The organism is Empedobacter sp. UBA2044, from assembly GCF_002333005.1.
GTDB classification, from domain to species: domain Bacteria; phylum Bacteroidota; class Bacteroidia; order Flavobacteriales; family Weeksellaceae; genus Empedobacter; species Empedobacter falsenii_B.
This window is the reverse complement of sequence record NZ_DDBA01000079.1, coordinates 1-17,911: the sequence shown is the minus strand read 5'-3', so window position 1 is coordinate 17,911 and position 17,911 is coordinate 1. Positions and strand designations below refer to the sequence as shown.

The window sequence follows — 17,911 nt, the reverse complement described above, 5'->3', positions numbered from 1 at the left end:
GAGAGAAAAGTTAAGTTAGTTGTGGTTTTATTATAGGTTAAGTTTCTTATTAAATTGTCTAGATAAATCTAGTTTCATTCCCAATGTAAAAACACTTTGTTCTTTTTTACCAATATAATTTTTACCAAAAGAGATACGCTGTTCTGTATATAATTGTACATATTTCATCGGATAATATTCTAATCCTGTAATGAAATCACTTCGTCTGAAATTTTTATCAATGATTATATTTTCTACAGATTTCTTTGTTTCAGGAACATATAAATTATAACCTCCTAAAATTGAAAATTTATTTAGTTTATATTTCAACGCTGTCTCAAAACCTTTTGCATCAAAAACATATGAAGGATTAATTGTATTTTCAGATTGATATGAAATAGGTATAAAATCACCATTTTGCTGTAAAATTCCAAGTAGACTAACATCAAATTGTTTACTCGTATATTTTAAACCAATTGAATAAAAAGTTGGATGTCCTGATAAACCTAAGATATGATTATCATCAATTAAGTTTTGAGCTATAAAAGCACGGTTAAATGCAGCTCCAATACTAATATTTTGATTTAATTCTAATTGAGCTGAAAAACCAAAACCATCAATAATCTTATCATCATTTCCACCTTTTGTTTGGATTTGAGCACCAAATTGAAAAGCTTTAATTTTATTTCTATAAATTATTGATTGATCTGCTCGTCCTGTTCCTAGCAAACCACCATCTGTTCCACCTGTAAAAGTTGCAGAAGCGCGTCCTCCAAATACATTAAAACGATCTGTATAAGCTGTAACATCACGGTTAACACTCCATTGTTTACCAAATGTTATTTTACCATATTTAGACAAATCAATACCTAAGTAACCCAAGCGATTACCAAAAACTTGTTGTTTTTGTTCTGAAACAATTGTCAAAAGATCACTATCTAAATTTCCATCAACATTAAACGACGAGTTACCTTTGAACATATTTATTTGGAGTTCAATACCAGCTACAAATGCAATATTTCCTTTTTTTAGATTAATTTCAATTCCAGCACGAGAGGCATTTTCTTGTAGCTCCATTACTTTATCATGCACAGCAAGATGACCTCTCAAACTAGTGTAAGGTCTTATCGAAATATCAATTGTATCATTTGATTTTTGAGCATAAACAATAGATCCTAATAATAAAAAGGCAGATATAAAATGTTTGTTATTGGCAATCATATTGAATGTTGATTTAGAACTATTTGCAAGAAAAATATTGATTAATTTTTCGATCTAAATTCCAACAAATGTAAATGGTTTTGTATCACTAAAAAGTTGTGAAGTTTCGCCAGCATACGTTTCATTTTTACTTACGCTTAATCGTTTTGTTTTTGCATTTTTACCAAAATCAATTTTCTTTAAATCAACCCAAAATGTATTTGGAGTTTTTGTAGTTTCAAAGTAATAAACAAGATTTTTATGATCAGAAACTGATCTCCATCTTGTAGACGATATGTTAGGTTCTGCTTCTGAAGAAATTCCTAACGGAACCGATACATTTCTGATAACACTAAAAACACTTGCAGTAGAAGTGCGAGTATCAGCGGTTTGCGGAATTGCATTAATGTAATATGATGCTCTTACATAACGATCAGCAGCTCTGTTAGTTCCTGGTAACATAATTGTTCCTGGAATCCCTTTCCAATATTGATTAATTGCTAATTGCTCATCAAAAACTGGAGAATTTGTCATTACTGTATAAGAAGGATCATGGTGTATTTTTAATTTCCCGTTTACATATTCGAAAATTGCATTGTCTCCATTTGCATCAGAAATTGAAAGATGTAAAGTTGTAAATTTTTGAGTACCTGGAATGTAGTCAGAAACAATTACAAATTTTTCTTTTCTCAAATCATCTACAGCTTCTTTTACTGTAGCATAATTATCTAAAACATATTGTGCCCAAGCTGCAATTGTAACACCTGGCTTTGTTCCTTTTGGATTAAATTGAGGATACTGGCTTTCTACTAACCACAAAACATTCGCAACAAGTCCTTTTTCGTTCATGCCATCTGTTGTCGCAATGTCCCAAGCACTTGCAATTACACTTCCGTATTTTGAAGTCCATTTTTCCGAAGCATTTCCAACGTTGCCAGATCGATCTATACCTCTAGGAAAAACCCAAATATTTGCATCAATTTCATCTTTCCAATCCATAGAACGAGCTGTGATTACAGTATTTTCTGGACCTTTATAGACAACTCTTGTGCAAGCATCTAGTTGTGGAGATAATAAAAAAAATAGGTTGGTAGAAAATAATGTCAAAGTTAATTTACTTAAAAAAGTCTTTTTCATTATGATGTATTTAGAATATTAAAGTTATTAATTTAATTGGAGAAAATTATACTCTTTTACTAATATTGTGCAGAATATTAAAAATTATCCATTTATACAATGTTGTTTTTGGAATATTATAACGTTCTATAATTTCTCATGATTTTGTATAATTATCTTCTATTACAAATCAACGAAAAATGCTGATTTTCCTCTTAAAACAAATCCCTCATTACCCCCTCTTATTTATATTTTTCTCATTATCAATAATATGAGCTTATTATTTATCAAAATAATGTTATAGATGTTAATCGTTAATTTCTTTAATTATAAAATTTAAACAATTGAAATAGAGTAAATAATAATTATAGAAACAAAAAAAAACGCAACTAATTAAGTTGCGTTTTTAGAATTATCTTTTATAAGATTATTTTGGATTTGTTACTTCAGAAACTGGTTCGCCAATATTTCCGTTTGGCTCTTCTATATGTAGCAAAGCGGCAACTGTAGGTGCGATATCTGTCATATAAACACGGTTATTATTTTTACCATGTTTTATACCCCAACCCATCAAAACAAATGGAATGTGAGCATCGTAAGCCCCCCAAGTTCCGTGTGTTGTTCCTCCAGCATTTTGTTTTCCGCCGTACCATTGTGGTTCTAAAATATAAGTAATAGCACCGCTACGTTTACGATTGTAACCGTTAACCATTCGTTCTTTGATAATCGCAGGAATAGAAGCTTCTCCAATTTTATCCATATCAGCTACGAAAGAAACACCATCAACTTTTTGCATAAACTTTACGATTTCTTCTTTGATATCTTCTTCGTCTAATTTATTTTGTTCGATCGTTTGATAATTCAAATGAACCTGATAATTTGTCAATGAGCGTACAATATCAGTAGATTTGAATTTCTCTTGTAATTTAGCATTTAATGCTTTTTTTACTTCTCCAGTTGGAAAGTATCCTGCATTACCTTTTTTATCTTGGAAATATTTAGGATTATGAGCTCCACCATGATCTGCAGTTAAGAAAACTAAATATTGCCCTTTTCCAACTTTTTGGTCTAAGTGATTAAATAATTGTTCCAAGTCTTTATCTAAACGCAAATAAGTATCTTCGGCTTCGATTGTATTTGGAGAAAATTGATGTCCAACATAATCAGTAGAAGAGAAACTAACCGCTAAAAAATCTGTAATTCCTTTCTCATTTTGACCTAATTTTTCGTTATCAATAATTTCAATCGCGATATCTTTTGTTAACGAATTTCCGAAAGGAGTAGAGCGAATCAAACCTAAACCATTTTCTTTTTTCAACGCTTTCAAATCATAAGGAAATTGCATTTTATCTAATCCTTTATAATTTTCGCGATATGGATTTCCATCTTTTTCACTTTGTACATAAGTATCAATCGGATAAAGTGTGTTCCATTTGTCTAAATATTTTTCAGGAACTTTTTTATCGTTGAATTTTTGTAACCATTTTGGCAACTCATTCATATAAAATGTACTCGAAACCCAGTTACCAGATTCTCCATCAAACCAAAAAGCAGCATCAGCAAAATGACCTGCAGGTAATATTCCTCCACGATCTTTTAACGAAACTCCATATACTTTTGAACGGAAATTTGTTGATAATTTTAATTGATCAGTAACTGTAGAAGTTAACAAGTTTTTTGGAGACATTTTTCCTGCTTTTGATGAAGTTCCAACCCCATTTACAGCATCATCTTGCGTACAATACATTTCTTGTCCTGTTGCTTGAATGATAAAATCGTTCCCAGCAATTCCGTGAATAGCAGGCACAGAACCTGTATAAATAGTGCTATGACCGATAGCTGTATAAGTAGGTATATAAGGAATATAGGTATTTTCGTTGCTAAAACCTTCGTTTAACATACGATTGAAACCTCCTGTAGAATATCTATCTTGGTAACGATATAAATAATCCCATCGCATTTGATCGACAACGATACCAACTACTAGTTTTGGACGGCTAACCTCTTGTTGCGCATATAGCGAAAGACCAGCAAATAACCCTAAAACACTTAAAAAAGTTTTATTAAATTTCATTTTAAAAATTTTACACATAGCAAATGTAACAATTAAATTTTGGGCTAAATTTAAATAATAATTAAAAAATTAGTAAATTAAACAAAATCATAAAAAAATAGAATATGAGTGCAAAGCCTGTAGAAATAGTAGAAATTTTTGATGTTTCAATTGATAAAGTGTGGAATGCCTTAACGACAAAATCTGCTTTTGATAAATGGTATTTTGATATTAAGAAGTTTGTTCCAGAAGTTGGATTCGAATTTGAGTTTTATGGCGGATCGTATTTACATCACTGTAAAATAGTAGAAGTAGAGCCGACTAAATTGTTAGCTTATACATGGAAATATCCTGTCTACGAAGGAAATTCTGTTGTTACATTTATTTTGGATGAATTAACAGATGAAATTGTTCCGCAAACAAAATTAACGTTGATTCATGAAGGAATTGAAACTTTTCCGCCTGATGATAAAAATTTCTCGCGCGAAAGTTTTGAAGCTGGTTGGACAGAAATTATCCGAATTAGTTTGAAAAATTATTTGGAAGGAAATTATGAAGAAGATTCGAAAGTCGAATAAATAAAAAAAGGAACTTCGTCAAGTTCCTTTTAATTTTTTTTTACAGCTTATTATTTTTTGAATAATACTGTGATTCCTTCTTGATTTGGTAAAATCGGACGAGGATCTTCTGCTGTTACTATTCCAGCTTTTTCTTTTCTTAAATTCGCAACCCAAAATGGAATCCAAGAAATAGCCATCGTTGCAAAAAAGATGATACCCCAGAATCCGCATAAAGCGATTGTTAAGAATAATAAGAAACCTAAAAATTGAATCATGATTTTATTTTTATGTGATACAAACTTAGTAAATAAAATTTATAGAAATACTAACATTAATCACTTTTCTTTCATCAAACGATTTCTTAAATTTGTGAGATAAGTAAACAATATATAAATAATAAAAAATACCAAAATGGAATACAGAATTGAGAAAGACACCATGGGGGAAGTAAAAGTTCCTGCAGATAAATACTGGGGTGCTCAAACAGAACGTTCTCGTAACAACTTTAAAATTGGTCCTGCGGCTTCTATGCCTCACGAAATTGTAGAAGGTTTCGCTTATCTTAAGAAAGCTGCTGCTTATGCAAATGCTGAATTAGGTGTTTTACCAGTTGAAAAACGTGATGCTATTGCTGCTGTATGTGACGAAATTTTAGCAGGAAAATTAGATGATCAATTTCCTTTAGTAATTTGGCAAACAGGTTCAGGAACTCAATCTAATATGAATGTGAATGAAGTTGTTGCTAATCGTGCGCAAGTTTTAGCTGGATTCAAAATTGGAGAAGGTGAACCAGTTCTTAAAGCGAATGACGACGTTAACAAATCTCAATCTTCTAATGATACTTTCCCAACAGGTATGCACATTGCTGCTTACAAAGCAGTTGTTGAAGTAACAATTCCAGGTGTTGAGCAATTACGTGATACATTAGCTAAGAAAGCTGAAGAATTTAAATCTGTTGTAAAAATTGGTCGTACACACTTAATGGATGCAACGCCATTAACATTAGGTCAAGAGATTTCTGGATATGTAGCGCAATTAAATCACGGTTTAAAAGCTTTAAGAAATACACTAGAGCATTTATCTGAAGTTGCTTTAGGTGGAACTGCTGTAGGTACAGGTCTTAACACGCCAGAAGGATACGATGTTTTAGTTGCTAAATACATTGCTGAATTTACAGGTCATCCATTTGTAACAGCAGAAAATAAGTTCGAAGCATTAGCTGCTCACGATGCAATCGTAGAAACTCACGGAGCTTTGAAACAATTAGCTGTTTCATTAAACAAAATTGCAAATGACGTTCGTATGTTAGCTTCTGGACCTCGTTCAGGTATTGGAGAAATTATCATTCCAGAAAACGAACCAGGATCTTCTATCATGCCAGGTAAAGTAAATCCTACTCAATGTGAGGCGTTAACAATGGTTGCAGCTCAAGTTATGGGTAACGATGTTGCGATTACAATTGGAGGAACTCAAGGTCATTATGAATTGAATGTTTTCAAACCAGTTATGGCTGCAAACTTCTTACAATCTGCACGTTTATTAGGAGATGCTTGTGTGTCTTTTGATGAGCATTGTGCGCAAGGTATTGAGCCAAATTATGCTCGTATCAAAGAATTAGTTGATAATTCATTAATGTTAGTTACAGCACTTAATACGAAAATTGGTTACTACAAAGCTGCTGAAATTGCTCAAACAGCTCACAAAAACAACTCAACGTTAAAAGAAACTGCAATCGCATTAGGGTATGTAACTGCTGAAGAATTTGACGAATGGGTAAAACCAGAAGATATGGTTGGTTCTTTGAAATAAGAATTTTTAAATCATTATATAGGAAGAGGTTGCTTAGGCAACCTCTTTTTTTGTTAAATTTATTTAAATTTGAGAAAAAGTTCCTTTATTAAGTGGAAAAATTGTAACTTTAATAAAAGTTTAGAATTATGGCAACTGTTAAACTAAAAAAATACGAACAAATCATAAATGAAATCCCTGAAGTAAGAGATTTTACGAGTGTTTATTTTTACGTAAATCGTTATAATATTGATCAAAAATATATTCAATATCTTGATGAATTATCAACGTTAAAAGACGAAATAATCTCAAGTTGGTTAAATATCACAACGCGTACATACAGAAATTATAAAACGAAAGATGTTTCTCTAAAAGATAATACAAAAGAGCATATTGTTTTATTGATTTCTTTATACAAACACGGTTTGGAGGTTTTCAATACAAAAGATGATTTCGAGAAATGGTTAACGACGCCTAATGTTTTGTTAGATAAAAAATCGCCAGCAGATTTTCTTGATACAGTTTCAGGTCTGAAATTTATCGATAATCGTTTGACTGCGATAGAATACGGAGAAAACGTCTAACAATGTTAGTTTACAATATTCGTAAAGCGAGATATTCAAAATCATTACAAGCTTCTGGAGTTGCCAACAGATGGAATAAAAATGATGAATTTGTTATTTATGCAGGAAGTTCTCGCGCGCTTTCAACCTTAAAATTGGTGGTGCATAGAAGTTCTATTAGCATTGATAACTCGTACAAATTATTAGTGATAGAAATTGATTGCGAAGAAGATGAAATTTATGAAATTAAAAAGTCTAAATTACCTAAGAATTGGCAATCTGTAGAGGCTTATCCCGAGTTACAAGAGATTGGTTCTGCTTGGTATCAGGATTTTAAATATTTGGTTATCAAAGTTCCATCGTCAATCATTCCAAAAGAATATAATTATTTAATCAATACAAAACATCCTGATTTTTCTTCAAAGGTTAAAATCAAAGAATTAGAAGATTAAAATCGACTAAATATTTAGCCGATTTTTTTATGAATATTTTAAAGTTTTTTTAAATCTTTTTATACTTTAACAATAAACTATTTGTTACAACACTTACACTACTCAAAGCCATTGCAGCACCAGCAATCATAGGATCTAACAAAAATCCGTTAATTGGATAAAGCACTCCAGCAGCGATTGGAATTCCTATTACATTGTAAATAAATGCCCAAAATAAATTTTGATGAATTGTTTTGACCGTTTGCGTAGATAAATTAATTGCATGATCGATTTTTGTCAAATCTCCGCCAATCAAGGTAACTTCTGCCACATCAATCGCAATATCAGAACCATTTCCCATCGCAATCGAAACATCCGCCTGAGCCAACGCTGCACTGTCGTTAATTCCATCACCAACCATTGCAACAACTTTTCCTTTTTGCTGCAAATCTTTGATAATACTCATTTTATCATTTGGTAAAGCATTTGCGACAACTTGATCAATTCCGACTTGTTTTGCAATTGCATTTGCCGAAAATTCGTTGTCACCAGTCACCATCCAAACTTCAATTCCTTTTTCGTGAAAAGCTTTAATAGCTTCAACAGAAGTTGCTTTTATTTCATCAGAAATTCCAATTAATCCCAAAACTTTTTTATCATTTCCAAAGAAAGAAGTAGTATAATTTTTAATCGAAAAATCTTGAATAGCTTGTTTTACATTTTCATCAATTTGAATATTTAATTCAGTAATCCAACTTGTTTTTCCAACATAATAAGTGTCATTTAAAATATTAGCTTTCAATCCTTTTCCAGATATATCTTCAATTTTTAGTTCAGGTAAAATATCTTGTTTTCCAATATGTTCTGTAATCGCTTTTGCCAAAGGATGTTGCGAATTATTTTCGATTGTATAAAGCATATTTTTAGCAGAATCATCAAACCAAATCAATTCTTGTACTTTTGGTTTTCCTTCTGTAATTGTTCCTGTTTTATCTAAAATAATTGTATCAATTTTCTTCGCTAATTCTAAACTTTCAGCATTTTTGATCAAAATTCCTTGCTCAGCACCTTTTCCCATTCCAACCATAATCGCGGTAGGTGTTGCTAAACCAAGCGCACAAGGACAAGCGATAACAAGGACAGTAATCATCGATAAAAGGGCCATTGTAAAAGCATTTTCTTGACCTAAAACTAACCAAGTAATGAACGTTAGAATTGCAATAATAATTACAATCGGAACAAAAACACCTGCAATTTTGTCTACCAATTGTTGAACTGGCGCTTTACTTCCTTGTGCATTTTTAACCGATTGAATAATTTGAGCCAAAAGTGTATCATTCCCTACTTTCAAGGCTTTATATTGAATAGGAGAGTTTTGGTTTAAGGTCCCTGAAAAAACATTTGCATCAATTCCTTTTTCAACTGGAATTGGTTCTCCTGTCAATGAACTTTCATCGATAAAAGATTCTCCCGAAACAATAATTCCATCAACCGCAATTTTATCTCCAGGTTTTGCAATAATCAAATCACCAATTTGTACATCTTCAATTTTCACTTCAACCTGATCTCCATCTTTCACAACCAACACAGTATTAGGTTGTAATCCGATTAATTTCTTGATCGCTTCGGAAGTATTTCCTTTCGCACGTTCTTCCATCAATTTACCAATCAAGATAAAAACGATGATTAAACCAGCAGCTTCAAAATAAGGATGCGCATGCAAACCTTTGCTGTGCCAATATTCTGGAAATAATGTATTGAAAACGCTAAAAAGATAGGCTACACTTGTACTCAAAGTAACCAAAGTATCCATATTAGCCGATTTATTTTTCAATTGTTTCCAAGCACCGACGAAAAATTGTTGCCCAAAAATGAAAAGAATTGGCGTAGAAAGTGCCCACATAATGTAATTTCCGTAAGGCATATCCATAAAAAACATTCCAATAATAAATAAAGGAACTCCAAAAATTAAAGCCCAAATCACTTTATTTTTCAGCGTTTTGTATTTTTCTTCGTGAAGTTGTTCTATTTCTTCATCTTGATTTTTAGACTCATCAATCACCAAATCATAGCCAACTTCTACTAAAGCATTTTTCAAATTTTCTGGAGAAACTAGAGTAGGAATGTACTCTATTTTTCCCATTCCATTTCCGTAATTCACTTCCGCATTTACAACACCTAACTGACGATTAAGATTCGCTTGAGAACTACTCGCACACGAAGCACACGTCATATTGAGAACGGGATACGATTTTTCGACAGAATCTATTTTGAAGTTATTTTGCTTTAAAGTTTCGTAGATTTTAGGGGAAACTTTCCATAATTTCTTTGCCGAAACGTTAATCGTTTTAGCATCTAAATTCACAGCATATTCATCAAGATTTTCTATTTCAGAAAGTAATTTATTGATGAGTTCAACATCTTTTTCTGAATTCAAATTGATAATCGGTATAGTAAGTGTTAGTGCATTCATAACAGTAATTTTATGGGACAAATTTCCAAAGATTTTGGCGAGAAAGTATTATATAATTAGAGGTTAAAGTTACACTTTTTACTAATTACTTTAAGATGATATTAAAACGTTTCACGCCATCATTTTGTTGATAATACAAATAACCTTTGTGCGCTTCTATAATGTTTTTGGAAAGTGTTAAGCCAATTCCTGCACCATCTTTTCGAGTTGTATAAAAAGGTAAAAATATTTTGGAAATGATTTCTTCATCAATCAATTGTCCAGAATCTTGAATAATAATTTGCAATCGATTATCAGTTTGTTTCGATGAAATTTCAATAGATTTAGTTTCTACATTTTCTAATGAATAAATCGCATTTTTGATTAAGTTAATCAAAACTTGTTCAAATAAGATACGATCAATTTCAACTTCAATATTTTGTGGAATTAAATTCTGAAAAACAATATTTTTTTGATGAAATTCAGCCGAAAAAGATTGTTCAATTCCTTGGACAATTTCATACAAATTTTGTAACGATTTAACAGGGTTTGGTAACATGGTCAATTTACGATATTGCTCTACAAACGTCTGTAAATGCTGACTTCTATTCATAATTGTATCCAAACTCAAACGAATATCATCATAATCATTTTTGTCTAAATGATTCGCTTCAAAATAAGTTTTTGTGGTATTTGCTAATGAATAAATAGGCGTCAAAGAATTGATGATTTCATGCGCAATAACTTTCATAATATTCATCCAAGCCTCTTTTTCAGTGGAATCAATCACGCGCTGAATCGAATCAATAAAAATAATCGCATATTCATCATGAGCAATCAACGTTTTTGTGTTCTGAATCAGATAAGTTTGTCGCTCTTCATCATTAATTTGTATGTCAATTGTACTTTTAAAATCATCAAATTCTTTATTTTCTAAAGTTTCACAAAACTGTGGAATCAATTTTTTTAGATAATTCCACGAACTTGATTTTGGAACGCTAAATATCTTTTGAAAATGATGATTGATAAATATAATTTTTCGATCATTTTCTTCTTTTTTAAGAATCAAAAAGCCAAACGGAACTGCATTCAATAATTGATGATAAATGATTTCTTTAGACGAATTTAAAACATGTTCTTCTCTAATTTTATGATATAATTTTAATACAGAATTGTCTTTTTTATATTGATTTTGATTAATATTTAAGCTAAAGTCATTGTACAATAAAGCATCTATAATTTTCTGATTTTTAGAAAGATAATTTTTAGAAAAATGAATTATTTCCGTAATCGAAACAATTGTAATAATACATACAAATGTAAATGAAAACCAATAATTTTTGATTCCAATAAAAGCCAACATAAACAAAAGAAATGCTAAAAAAAGTATTCTGAGTACTAACTGAAAAATAAGAGAATTGCGTTTCATTATTTATAATTCGTAATGTTATATTTTTCTAATTTTCGATATAAAGCAGCACGAGAAACACCTAAATTTTCGGCTGTTTTACTAATATTTCCTTCAAAAAAATGTAAACGTTCTACAATTTTATTTCGCTCTATTTCGTTCAAATTATTTGAATTATCTGTTATTTTTTGAGGAATAAATGTTGTGAAACCTATATTTTCAATCGTAATTTCATTTTCTTCAGCCAAAATAATTGCACGTTCGATTCTGTTTTGCAATTCTCGAATGTTTCCGTTCCAATCGTAGTTTTCTAATTGATGTAAAATTTGTTCATGGATAATAGGTTTTTCTACTTCATATTTATCAACATAAAGTTCTAAAAAATAATCAATCAAAGGTTTAATATCTTCTTTTCGTTCGCTAAGACTTGGCATTGTAACTGAAATTGTATTGATTCGATAATATAAATCTTCCCTAAAACGACCTTCTTTTACTGCATTTTCAAGATTCGCATTCGTAGCAACAATAATCCGAACATCAATTTTTCTTGGTAAACTTTCTCCTAAACGAATAATTTCTTTATTCTGAATTACTTGCAAAAGTTTTGCTTGTAAATGATTTGGTAAATTCCCAATTTCATCTAAAAAAATTGTTCCATTATTTGCTGCTTCAAATCGACCAATTGTATCTTCTTTTGCATCGGTAAACGCACCTTTTTTATATCCAAATAATTCACTTTCAAATAGATTTTCGTTTAAAGAACCTAAATCAACATGAACAAATTTTTCTGTATTTCGAGAAGAATTTTCATGAATTGATTTTGCCAAAACTGATTTTCCTGTACCATTTTCGCCTAAAATCAAGATTGTTGCATCGGTTTTTGCAATTTTATTGGTGATTTTATATACTTTTTCGATACTCGGAGAATTTCCGTAAAACAACTTATTTTCTTTCGCTTCTTTTATTTTCCTCGATTTTCTAAGTTGTTTTATCGCTTCTTTTATAAGATTAACTAATTTATCATTATCCCATGGTTTTAAAATATAATCAATCGCACCAAGTTTTAAACCTTCAACCGCAGTTTCTACACTTCCATAGGAAGTCATTAAAATTACTCTCGTTTTTGGTTGCGCATGTTGAATTTCTTTCAGCCAAAAAATTCCTTCTTTTCCATCTTCATAACCTGTTCTAAAATTCATGTCCATTAAAACAACATCAATTTCATTTTCTACTAAGATTTGAGGAATCTTTTTAGGATCAGAACAAGTGATAATTGTTTCGAATTGGCGTTTCAAAAGTAGTCGACTTGCAATTAATATTTCTTCTTGATCGTCTAAAATCAGTATAGTGGCTAAAGTTTTCTTCATATTCAGTTTTGTCATGTGTCCGTTTCTGAACAAATAAGTGTTCGTTTTCGGACAGTCTATTTTTTATATAATTTTTTAAAAGAATTGATTTCAATGCTTTAAGAAATTATAAATTTTGGGCATATTTATTACGTATTGATAATTAGTAAAATAACCATAAATAAACGGTTGTTTGGTAAATTTAATAAATAATGGATACGAAAATCAATCAAAAAAATAAAAAATATAAACGCCTCGGAATAATTGCTGTAACGACCATAATTTTAGGCGGTTCGAGTTTTTATTTGATGAATCGACCGCGAACTTTAACTGTAAGTGCAAATGAATTGATGATAAAAGACGTTTCTGAAGATTATTTTGAAGATTTTGTTGTTTTTCAGGCACAAATAGAACCAATTAATTCAATCTTTATCAATGTGATAGAAGGTGGTTCTGTTCAAGAAATATTTGTAGAAAATGGTGAGAAGGTGACAAAAGGATTACCAATTGCACGATTATATAATCCGAATACGGAACTTAATTTTTTGACGCAAGAAACGGCAATTATTGAACAAATGAATCAATTAAATGTTGCAAAACTATCTATTCGGAATCAAGAATTAGATCTATCAAAGGATTTTGTAGGAATTGAACACGATTTTAATCAATCAAAATTAGATTATGAACTAAATCAAAAGTTATATGATCGAGAAGTGTTAGCAAAAAATGAGTGGGAGAATACGAAGGAAAAAATGCGCTATCAGCAAGAACGAAAAGCAATTATTCAAAAAAGTTTGGTAAAGGAACGTGAATCAAATTCGATTCAATTAAAGCAAATTAATGAAGCTTTAGCTATCATGCAAAAAAGTCTAGTAACGCTTCGGAAAAACAAACAAAATTTCTTGGTTTTAGCACCTGAAACTGGTCGTTTAAGTTCTTTTGAAGCGACATTAGGACAATCAATAGAAGCAGGAAAAAGCATAGGAAAAGTGGATATTCTAAGCGGTTATAAATTAGTTGCAATGGTAGATGAATATTATTTGGATAGAATTCAAGAAAATCAATATGGACAAATCGAAATTAAAGGAAAAATCATAAAAGTGAAAGTGACTAAGATTTCTCCAGAAATAAAAAATGGAAAATTTAAAACAGAATTAGAATTTATTGATAAAATTCCTGAAAATTTACAAGAAGGTTTATCCGTAGGAGTAAAATTGATTTTATCCGAGAAAGAGAAGAAATTAGTGATTCAGAAAGGTTCCTTTTATACAACCACACAAGGGAAGTGGATTTTTGTTGTTAATAATGATAAAGCAACACGAAGAAAAATTGAATTAGGAAGAGAAAATCCGAGTGTTTATGAGATATCCTCAGGATTAAAAGTAAATGAAAAAGTAATTATTTCGAATTACGAAGATTATAAAGAAGTACAAGAATTAACGATAAAAAAATAATAACACACAATTTTAGCTGTCATTTCGAGCTTATCGAGAAATCTATAAAATACAGATTCCTCATTTCGCTAAAAGCTATGTTCGGAATGACAAAAAATAAATTAAAAAAATAACATCATGATTAAAATAGAAAACTTATCAAAAATATTTATCACAGAAGATATTCAAACAAAAGCGTTGAATGAGATTAATTTAATAATCAATTCTGGAGAATTTATTTCCATTATGGGCCCTTCAGGTTGTGGAAAATCAACTTTATTGAATATTATTGGATTATTGGATTCTTTCAATGGAGGAAGTTATACCTTGAATAACCTTGAAATGTCTAATGCAAACGAATCGAAACGCTCTCAAGTTAGAAAAGAAAACATAGGATTTATCTTCCAAAATTTCAACTTAATTGATGAATTATCAGTTTATGATAATATCGAATTACCTTTGATTTATTCTAAAGTTTCGAACTCGGAACGAAAAAAACGAGTGCAAGAAATTGCCGAAAAATTAAACATTGTCCATCGTTTGCAACATTATCCACAGCAACTTTCTGGTGGTCAGCAACAACGTGTTGCAGTAGCAAGAGCTTTAGTGATTAATCCTAAAATAATTTTGGCTGATGAACCAACAGGAAATTTGGATAGTATTAATGGAAATGAAGTCATGGAGCTTTTGACCGATTTGCATGCGCAAGGATCTACAATTTTGATGGTGACACATTCGGCTCATGATGCGGCTTACTCTGATAAAATTATTACCATGAAAGATGGTGAAATTCTTTCTGAAAAAATGAATCAGAAAAATGTAAATGTTTTTGAGAAAACTAAAATTTAAATTCAATGCTAAAAAATTGGCTTAAAATATACTTAAGAAATACGATCAAGAATAAAGGGTTTACATTTCTTACAATTCTTGGTTTAGCTATCGGAATTGCTGGTGTTATTTTTTCGACTTTATATTGGAAAGATGAAACGAGTTACAATCAATGGAATCCGAATATTGGTCGCGTATTTGAAACATTAACTGTATTTCAGAGAGGTGGAGAAACTTGGCCTACAAGTGTTGAACCTTTGCCTCGTTACTTAAAAGAAAAATCAGATAAGATAGAAAGTTATTGTTGGTTTGAAGGTTGGTATGGGCAAGAAACTTATTACGTCAATAATAAAAAAGTTTATGTTACTGGAATTACTAGTACAGATCAGAATTTTTTTGATTTTATTCCATTCAAGTTTATAAAAGGAAGTGTAGATGATTTTCGCAAAAACAGATATGGTGTTGCAATAGAAGAGAGTGAAGCAATCAAAATCTTTGGTAAAGAAAACCCTGTAGGGAAAATCTTGACAACATATGATGGAATAAAGATGCCGATTTATGGTGTTTTTAAAGCAGAAAAATACACAAGCTTTCAACCTAAAATGGTTATTTCTAATATTTATTCACGTTTAGAGGATATTAAGGATAACTGGGGAAATTATGGCACAGGACTATTTATAAAGCTTAAAAATCCTGCAGACAAACTAGAAGTAGAGAAACTGGCTACACAATTATTTTATGAGAATAATACAGTTAAAAATGCGCAACGAGAAGGAGTTTCAGTAGAAGAATTTTCAAAGATATACGAACCTGTTAAAGTACAATTACAGCCTTTAAAAGATTCGAGATTAAATGCCAAAGTTTCAAGACTTCCGGAAGGAATGGGAAACAAACTGTTTTTACAGATTAACCTGGGATTATCTTATCTGATTTTAATTTTATCCATCATCAATTATATTAACCTTTCCACTGCACAAGCAATTAGAAGAGCAAAAGAAGTAGGAATCAGAAAAGTGGTTGGAGCAACCAAACGAAATATTGTTGTCCAATTTATTGTAGAAACAACCATTACAACTGTTTTGGCATTTGTGGTTGCTTTGACTTTGGTTGAAGTAGGTTTACCCAGTTATAATCAGCTGATTGACAAAAACCTGGAAATAGAAATTATCCCGTTTATCCCATATCTTGTAGCGATTTTCATTGTAGTTGTGATTATTGCCGGAATTTTTCCTGCCATTTATGTGTCAAATTTTAAAGAGCTTAACGTTCTAAAAGGGAATTTTTCAAGAAGCAAGAATGGAATTTGGTTACGAAATGGAATGTTGATTTTACAATTTTCTATTGCTACATTCTTTATTGTAGCTGGAACTCTTGTTATTCAACAAATGAATCATATTGCAAAAAAAGATTTGGGATTTTCAGGAGATCAAGTGATTAGTATTCCGTTTAAAAGACAGGATTTAGGAGAAAATAAGTTCAATTTTTACGAAAGTTTCCAGCAAGATTTAGCAAAAATTAAAGGCGTACAAAGCATTAATGCAACGGCATTTAAGTTTGGTTCCGGTGGAGCAATATCCAACACAAGTTTTAGAGTAAAAGATAAACAATTGGTAACAGATAATATGGCGATTGACTTTGGCTTTCTAAACATGATGAAAATTGAAGTAAAAGAAGGACGAGATTTAGATCCTAAAATCTCATCTGATACAATTTCCAGTGTTCTTATTAATGAAACCGCAAAAAAACATTTTGGAGAAACATTAAAGTTAAATGACGAGTTCGATTGGAATAATCAAAAATTAAAACTGGTTGGAGTAATAAAAGATTTTAATTTGGGAGAGCCACAGGCTAAGATTAGACCAATGATGTTTTTTCATTTTAAAGTTGTAAAGTGGATGCCTTCCAATCTTCAAAATATACTGATTAAAATAGACACAGAAGATACAAAAGAAACCATCGATAACATTGAAACGTTTTGGAAAGCTAAAGTTAATCAAGATTATCCATTTGAATATGAATTTGTTGATAAGCAATTTGCTCGTTCGTATGAGAATTACACAAAACAAGAGAAAATGTTCAAAATTCTAAATGTTATTGTGATTACAATCGCATTATTTGGATTGTTTGCGCTTTCATCTTACACAATCGAACGTAAATACAAAGAAATTTCTTGAATTATTCTTACGGAACTTTTTATGCGCAGAAAATTAAGAGTTTGGCGGATACTAATTTTCAGTTTGGAAATCAATTAAAAGACAACAAAAGTCAATATATTGGATTGAATCTTTCTATTCCAATTTATTCGAGAGGAAATACAGCGCAACAACGAGAATTGAAAAAAATTGAATTACAATTAAATGAAGTGCAAAAAGATAAAGAGGAAAAACGATTAAATGATCTCGTTAATCTTGAAATAAAAAAATTAAATTTATTGAAAGATTTGACCAATTCTTTAATTGAAATTGTAAAAACTTCTGAACAATCTTTTGAAACCACAGAAACAAAATATAAGTTTGATAAAGTTGATGCTTCTGTTTACAAATCGTCTAAAAATCAAGTGTTAAAATCAAAATATAATGAACTCAATAATAATTTGAGTCAAGTATTTATTCAAAATCAATTAAAAATTTTAGTTGAAAATTAAAACTATACAAAATAAAAAACGACTCAATTATTGAGTCGTTTTTTATTTATAATTTCTCCCGACCTGAAATAGCGATACAATAAAGAAATCGTTATTATGGAAGAAAGAAG

15 protein-coding genes are annotated in these 17,911 nt (G+C 30.6%); 8 read left to right on the top strand and 7 right to left on the bottom strand.

What is annotated here, in order from left to right:
- Window positions 1-30 precede the first annotated feature (30 nt).
- From B4E59_RS14420 to pafA, 3 genes are all read right to left on the bottom strand, one after another.
- Window positions 31-1,200 (bottom strand): porin, encoded by a 1,170-nt coding sequence (locus tag B4E59_RS14420; protein ID WP_291053631.1) that lies wholly within the window; start codon window positions 1,198-1,200, stop codon window positions 31-33.
- Window positions 1,201-1,254: 54 nt separating this feature from the next.
- On the bottom strand, window positions 1,255-2,316 hold the full coding sequence (bsh, locus tag B4E59_RS14415) for a bile salt hydrolase (protein ID WP_286494817.1): 1,062 nt from the start codon (window positions 2,314-2,316) through the stop codon (window positions 1,255-1,257).
- Between the two features lie 406 nt (window positions 2,317-2,722).
- Complete coding sequence (pafA, locus tag B4E59_RS14410; protein WP_286494818.1) at window positions 2,723-4,369, bottom strand: alkaline phosphatase PafA; 1,647 nt, start codon at window positions 4,367-4,369, stop codon at window positions 2,723-2,725.
- 104 nt (window positions 4,370-4,473) lie between these two features.
- Here pafA and B4E59_RS14405 point away from each other — a divergent pair, with 104 nt between their 5' ends.
- Window positions 4,474-4,926 carry an SRPBCC family protein gene (locus B4E59_RS14405; RefSeq protein WP_115000556.1) on the top strand — a complete coding sequence of 151 codons (453 nt, stop codon included), beginning with the start codon at window positions 4,474-4,476 and terminating at the stop codon, window positions 4,924-4,926.
- A gap of 50 nt (window positions 4,927-4,976) precedes the next feature.
- On the opposite strand, the gene B4E59_RS14400 is transcribed toward B4E59_RS14405, so the two are convergent.
- On the bottom strand, window positions 4,977-5,183 hold the full coding sequence (locus B4E59_RS14400) for a hypothetical protein (RefSeq protein WP_038334195.1): 207 nt from the start codon (window positions 5,181-5,183) through the stop codon (window positions 4,977-4,979).
- 136 nt (window positions 5,184-5,319) lie between these two features.
- On the opposite strand from B4E59_RS14400, the gene fumC reads away from it, so the two are divergent.
- From fumC to B4E59_RS14385, 3 genes are all read left to right on the top strand, one after another.
- Entirely contained in the window at window positions 5,320-6,717 is a 1,398-nt protein-coding gene (gene fumC, locus B4E59_RS14395; protein WP_180904387.1) for a class II fumarate hydratase, read from the top strand.
- Between the two features lie 128 nt (window positions 6,718-6,845).
- Window positions 6,846-7,280: an Xre family toxin-antitoxin system antitoxin gene (locus tag B4E59_RS14390; protein ID WP_038334185.1), complete on the top strand. Its 435-nt coding sequence runs from the start codon at window positions 6,846-6,848 to the stop codon at window positions 7,278-7,280.
- 2 nt (window positions 7,281-7,282) lie between these two features.
- Window positions 7,283-7,711 (top strand): RES family NAD+ phosphorylase, encoded by a 429-nt coding sequence (locus B4E59_RS14385; protein WP_286494819.1) that lies wholly within the window; start codon window positions 7,283-7,285, stop codon window positions 7,709-7,711.
- Between the two features lie 49 nt (window positions 7,712-7,760).
- Here the strand turns inward: B4E59_RS14385 and B4E59_RS14380 are convergent, their stop codons facing one another.
- From B4E59_RS14380 to B4E59_RS14370, 3 genes are all read right to left on the bottom strand, one after another.
- On the bottom strand, window positions 7,761-10,163 hold the full coding sequence (locus tag B4E59_RS14380; RefSeq protein ID WP_286494820.1) for a heavy metal translocating P-type ATPase: 2,403 nt from the start codon (window positions 10,161-10,163) through the stop codon (window positions 7,761-7,763).
- 85 nt (window positions 10,164-10,248) lie between these two features.
- Window positions 10,249-11,505 (bottom strand): sensor histidine kinase, encoded by a 1,257-nt coding sequence (locus B4E59_RS14375; protein ID WP_286494821.1) that lies wholly within the window; start codon window positions 11,503-11,505, stop codon window positions 10,249-10,251.
- 65 nt (window positions 11,506-11,570) lie between these two features.
- Window positions 11,571-12,917, bottom strand: a complete 1,347-nt coding sequence (locus B4E59_RS14370) for a sigma-54-dependent transcriptional regulator (protein ID WP_286494930.1) — start codon at window positions 12,915-12,917, stop codon at window positions 11,571-11,573.
- A gap of 191 nt (window positions 12,918-13,108) precedes the next feature.
- Here B4E59_RS14370 and B4E59_RS14365 point away from each other — a divergent pair, with 191 nt between their 5' ends.
- The 4 genes from B4E59_RS14365 to B4E59_RS14350 all read left to right on the top strand — a co-directional run bounded on the left by B4E59_RS14365 (window position 13,109) and on the right by B4E59_RS14350 (window position 17,801).
- Window positions 13,109-14,350 carry an efflux RND transporter periplasmic adaptor subunit gene (locus B4E59_RS14365; RefSeq protein WP_291048238.1) on the top strand — a complete coding sequence of 414 codons (1,242 nt, stop codon included), beginning with the start codon at window positions 13,109-13,111 and terminating at the stop codon, window positions 14,348-14,350.
- A 117-nt stretch (window positions 14,351-14,467) separates the two neighbouring features.
- Complete coding sequence (locus B4E59_RS14360; RefSeq protein WP_286494823.1) at window positions 14,468-15,178, top strand: ABC transporter ATP-binding protein; 711 nt, start codon at window positions 14,468-14,470, stop codon at window positions 15,176-15,178.
- A gap of 5 nt (window positions 15,179-15,183) precedes the next feature.
- Window positions 15,184-17,331: an ABC transporter permease gene (locus B4E59_RS14355; protein WP_291053627.1), complete on the top strand. Its 2,148-nt coding sequence runs from the start codon at window positions 15,184-15,186 to the stop codon at window positions 17,329-17,331.
- The gene (locus B4E59_RS14350; protein WP_286494825.1) at window positions 17,328-17,801 is read left to right on the top strand and encodes a TolC family protein; all 474 of its coding nucleotides are present in this window, start codon (window positions 17,328-17,330) and stop codon (window positions 17,799-17,801) included. The genes B4E59_RS14355 and B4E59_RS14350 overlap by 4 nt, the downstream gene beginning before the upstream one ends.
- Window positions 17,802-17,911: the final 110 nt, after the last annotated feature.

What these genes read in the sequence shown, in the direction of transcription:
- B4E59_RS14420 (WP_291053631.1), bottom strand. Translation starts at nt 1,200, where the DNA reads ATGATTGCCAATAACAAACATTTTATATCTGCCTTTTTATTATTAGGA.
- bsh (WP_286494817.1), bottom strand. Translation starts at nt 2,316, where the DNA reads ATGAAAAAGACTTTTTTAAGTAAATTAACTTTGACATTATTTTCTACC.
- pafA (WP_286494818.1), bottom strand. Translation starts at nt 4,369, where the DNA reads ATGAAATTTAATAAAACTTTTTTAAGTGTTTTAGGGTTATTTGCTGGT.
- B4E59_RS14405 (WP_115000556.1), top strand. Translation starts at nt 4,474, where the DNA reads ATGAGTGCAAAGCCTGTAGAAATAGTAGAAATTTTTGATGTTTCAATT.
- B4E59_RS14400 (WP_038334195.1), bottom strand. Translation starts at nt 5,183, where the DNA reads ATGATTCAATTTTTAGGTTTCTTATTATTCTTAACAATCGCTTTATGC.
- fumC (WP_180904387.1), top strand. Translation starts at nt 5,320, where the DNA reads ATGGAATACAGAATTGAGAAAGACACCATGGGGGAAGTAAAAGTTCCT.
- B4E59_RS14390 (WP_038334185.1), top strand. Translation starts at nt 6,846, where the DNA reads ATGGCAACTGTTAAACTAAAAAAATACGAACAAATCATAAATGAAATC.
- B4E59_RS14385 (WP_286494819.1), top strand. Translation starts at nt 7,283, where the DNA reads ATGTTAGTTTACAATATTCGTAAAGCGAGATATTCAAAATCATTACAA.
- B4E59_RS14380 (WP_286494820.1), bottom strand. Translation starts at nt 10,163, where the DNA reads ATGAATGCACTAACACTTACTATACCGATTATCAATTTGAATTCAGAA.
- B4E59_RS14375 (WP_286494821.1), bottom strand. Translation starts at nt 11,505, where the DNA reads ATGTTGGCTTTTATTGGAATCAAAAATTATTGGTTTTCATTTACATTT.
- B4E59_RS14370 (WP_286494930.1), bottom strand. Translation starts at nt 12,917, where the DNA reads ATGAAGAAAACTTTAGCCACTATACTGATTTTAGACGATCAAGAAGAA.
- B4E59_RS14365 (WP_291048238.1), top strand. Translation starts at nt 13,109, where the DNA reads ATGGATACGAAAATCAATCAAAAAAATAAAAAATATAAACGCCTCGGA.
- B4E59_RS14360 (WP_286494823.1), top strand. Translation starts at nt 14,468, where the DNA reads ATGATTAAAATAGAAAACTTATCAAAAATATTTATCACAGAAGATATT.
- B4E59_RS14355 (WP_291053627.1), top strand. Translation starts at nt 15,184, where the DNA reads ATGCTAAAAAATTGGCTTAAAATATACTTAAGAAATACGATCAAGAAT.